The sequence below is a fragment of the Thauera phenylacetica B4P genome (assembly GCF_000310225.1).
Lineage (GTDB): Bacteria > Pseudomonadota > Gammaproteobacteria > Burkholderiales > Rhodocyclaceae > Thauera > Thauera phenylacetica.
The window spans coordinates 1-2,910 of sequence record NZ_AMXF01000356.1 but is presented as its reverse complement, the minus strand read 5'-3'; the positions used below and the strand labels follow the sequence as shown (position 1 = coordinate 2,910).

Annotated in this window: 3 protein-coding genes; 1 reads left to right on the top strand and 2 read right to left on the bottom strand. The window is 71.7% G+C overall.

Translation table 11 applies throughout. From position 1 onward, the window contains the following. Positions 1-139 precede the first annotated feature (139 nt). Together C667_RS21825 and C667_RS21820 are read right to left on the bottom strand one after the other, a co-directional pair. Positions 140-958 carry a helix-turn-helix domain-containing protein gene (locus tag C667_RS21825; protein WP_004384899.1) on the bottom strand — a complete coding sequence of 273 codons (819 nt, stop codon included), beginning with the start codon at positions 956-958 and terminating at the stop codon, positions 140-142. Between the two features lie 40 nt (positions 959-998). Then, positions 999-1,466, bottom strand: a complete 468-nt coding sequence (locus tag C667_RS21820) for an Lrp/AsnC ligand binding domain-containing protein (RefSeq protein ID WP_004384897.1) — start codon at positions 1,464-1,466, stop codon at positions 999-1,001. Between the two features lie 133 nt (positions 1,467-1,599). Between C667_RS21820 and C667_RS21815 the strand changes: the two genes are divergently transcribed. After that, positions 1,600-2,910 (top strand): D-amino acid dehydrogenase (locus C667_RS21815; protein WP_004384896.1); only part of this gene is annotated, 1,311 nt, incomplete at its 3' end.

Sequence of the window (2,910 nt, the reverse complement as noted above, 5' to 3'; positions counted from 1 at the left end):
CCGCGCGCGAGCTGCGCGCCGCCGACGCGCTGCTGCCCGGCCAGGCGCGCGTGCGCCGCAACCTCGACGCCGTGGAACGCTACCTGGAGCGCACCCGCCCGCGCTGAGCGAGGACCCGCGCGAGGGTGCGAGCGAAGGCTCAGGGCTGGCGCGGCGACGCGAGCGCCGACGCGATCGCCGCGGCGCAGGCCTGCAGGTCGCCCAGGTGCGCCTCCAGCACCTTCGCGCGCAGGTCGTAGCGCCGCGGCCACACCAGGTTGATCGCGCCGCGCACCCCGTCATCGGCCAGGATGGGCACGGCGATGGCGTCGAAGCCGTCGTCGAAACCCGCCATGTCCTCGAAGGAGCCGCCGAAGAGCGCGTCGCGCACCGCGTAGCCACGCTGGCGCGTCTCCTCCAGGATGGCGTCGATCTCGCCGTCGAGGACCGCCGCCGTGCGCGGATTCGGCGGCGAGGCGGCACGCCAGTGGGCGATCACCGCAGCACGCTCGGCCGGGTCGCAGAAGGCCAGCCAGGCCCGCCCGGGCGCGGAGAGCAGGATGTCCACCCGGTAGCCGATGCGGTAGCGCGGATTGAGCGCCAGCCCGGAGAGGCGGCGCGAGCTCTCCGCGACCTCCATCGCGAAGTCGCGGTACACCAGCAGGTCGGACGGCCACAGCACGGTGCGCTGCAGCGCGACGAGGTGCGGCGCCGAGGCCTCGACCAGGCGCGGATCGATGGCGTTGCCGCTCGGCGCCGCGGCCCACGCCTGCGAGCGCCGCCACAGCCCGTCCTCGATCGACCGCCACGCCAGCCCGCCGCGCTCCAGGGTGTGCAGGATGCGCAGCAGGGTCGGCTTGGGGAGCGCGCTGGCGGCGTGGAGCGCGCGCAGCGAGCTGCCCTCCTGCGGGCCGAGCAGGCGGAGCACCTCGATGCCGCGCTCGAGCGCACGGATCGAGGCGCCACGTTCCGCGCTCATGCGCGCCGTCTCCTATCGTCCATCCGGGGTCTCCCGCGTCTCATGACAGGGGAGGAATATAGAGGCTCTCCTTCACCTCCTCCATCACCACGTAGCTGCGCGACTCGGTGGCCGAGGGCAGCTTGAGCAGGATGTTGCCGAGCAGGCGGCGGTAGTCGCTCATCTCCGAGATGCGCGCCTTGATCAGGTAATCGAAGTCGCCCGAGACCAGGTGGCACTCCATGACCTCGGGCACGAAGGCGAGCTCCTTCTTCACGCGCTCGAAGGCGTCGTTCGACTTGGCGGCGAGCTTGAGCTCGACGAAGACCAGCAGCGGGCGACCGAGCGCGCGCGGATCGACGCGGGCGTGGTAGCCGGTGATCACGCCCTCGCGCTCCAGGCGGCGCACGCGCTCGGTGCACGGGGTCGCCGACAGGCCTACCTGATGGGCCAGTTCGGTCATCGTCAGGCGCCCGTTCTTCTGCAACAAATCCAGTATTTTCAGGTCTGTACGGTCGAGGTCGCGCATTTCACTACGCCGCCGGGAAGGCGGGCTCCAGATTGGTGTTCTTCACTGATTACCAATATAAGTTTAGTGACTTTCGCTAGCTAAGCCTCATTAGACTGCCGCAATTCCATCGAATACAGGCAGGAGACGCGAAATGAACGTGATCGTACTCGGCAGCGGCGTGATCGGCACCACCACCGCGTGGTATCTGGCCCAGCGCGGTGCGCGCGTCACCGTGATCGACCGCCAGCCCGGCGCCGCACTCGAGACCAGCTACGCCAACGCCGGCCAGGTCTCTCCCGGGTACTCCACGCCCTGGGCCGCGCCCGGCATTCCGCTGAAGGCGATGAAGTGGCTGTTCCAGCGCCACGCCCCGCTCGCCATCCGCGCCGACGGCAGCCTGTTCCAGCTGCGCTGGATGGCGCAGATGCTCGCCAACTGCTCGAGCGCGCGCTACGCGGTGAACAAGGAGCGCATGATGCGCGTCTCCGAGTACGCCCGCGACTGCCTGCGCACGCTGCGCGCCGACACCGGCATCGCCTATGAGGAGCGCAGCCGCGGCACGCTGCAGCTCTTCCGCACCCAGGCCCAGCTCGACGCCGCCGCGCGCGACATCGCGGTGCTGGAGGAGTGCGGCGTGCCCTACGAGCTGCTCGATGGCGACGCCCTCGCCGCCGCCGAGCCGGCGCTGGCCCACCGCCCCGGCAAGCTCGCCGGCGGCCTGCGCCTGCCCAACGACGAGACCGGCGACTGCCAGCTCTTCACCACCCGCCTGGCGCAGATGGCCGAGGCGGCCGGCGTCACCTTCCGCTTCGGCACCGAGGTGCGCGAGCTCGTGCGCCGCGGCGGCCACATCGAGGGCGTGCGCATCGCCGGCGCCGACGGCGTCGAGCAGACCCTGGTCGCCGACCGCTACGTGCTCGCCTTCGGCAGCTACTCGCGCGCGCTCGCCGCCAGCCTCGGGCTGGATCTGCCGGTGTATCCGGTGAAGGGCTACTCGCTGACCGTGCCGCTGATCGACGCCGCGCGTGCGCCGGTGTCCACCGTGCTCGACGAGACCTACAAGGTGGCGGTGACGCGCTTCGACGAGCGCATCCGCGTCGGCGGCATGGCCGAGCTCGGCGGCTTCGACCTGCGCCTGAACCCGCGCCGGCGCGAGACCCTGGAGATGGTGGTGAACGACCTCTTCCCCGGCGGCGGCGACGTGAAGGCCGCGGAGTTCTGGACCGGCCTGCGCCCGATGACGCCGGACTCCACCCCGATCATCGGCGCCACGCCCTTCCCCGAGCTCTTCCTCAACACCGGCCACGGCACCCTGGGGTGGACCATGTCCTGCGGCGCCGGCGCGCTCGTCGCCGACCTCGTCACCGGCCGCCAGCCCGCGATCCGCCACGACGACCTCGCCCTGGCGCGCTACGGCGCCGAACGCCGCAGCATGCCGGCCGCCGGCCCCCGCCAGCGCCCG

What these genes read in the sequence shown, in the direction of transcription:
- C667_RS21825 (WP_004384899.1), bottom strand. Translation starts at nt 958, where the DNA reads ATGAGCGCGGAACGTGGCGCCTCGATCCGTGCGCTCGAGCGCGGCATC.
- C667_RS21820 (WP_004384897.1), bottom strand. Translation starts at nt 1,466, where the DNA reads ATGCGCGACCTCGACCGTACAGACCTGAAAATACTGGATTTGTTGCAG.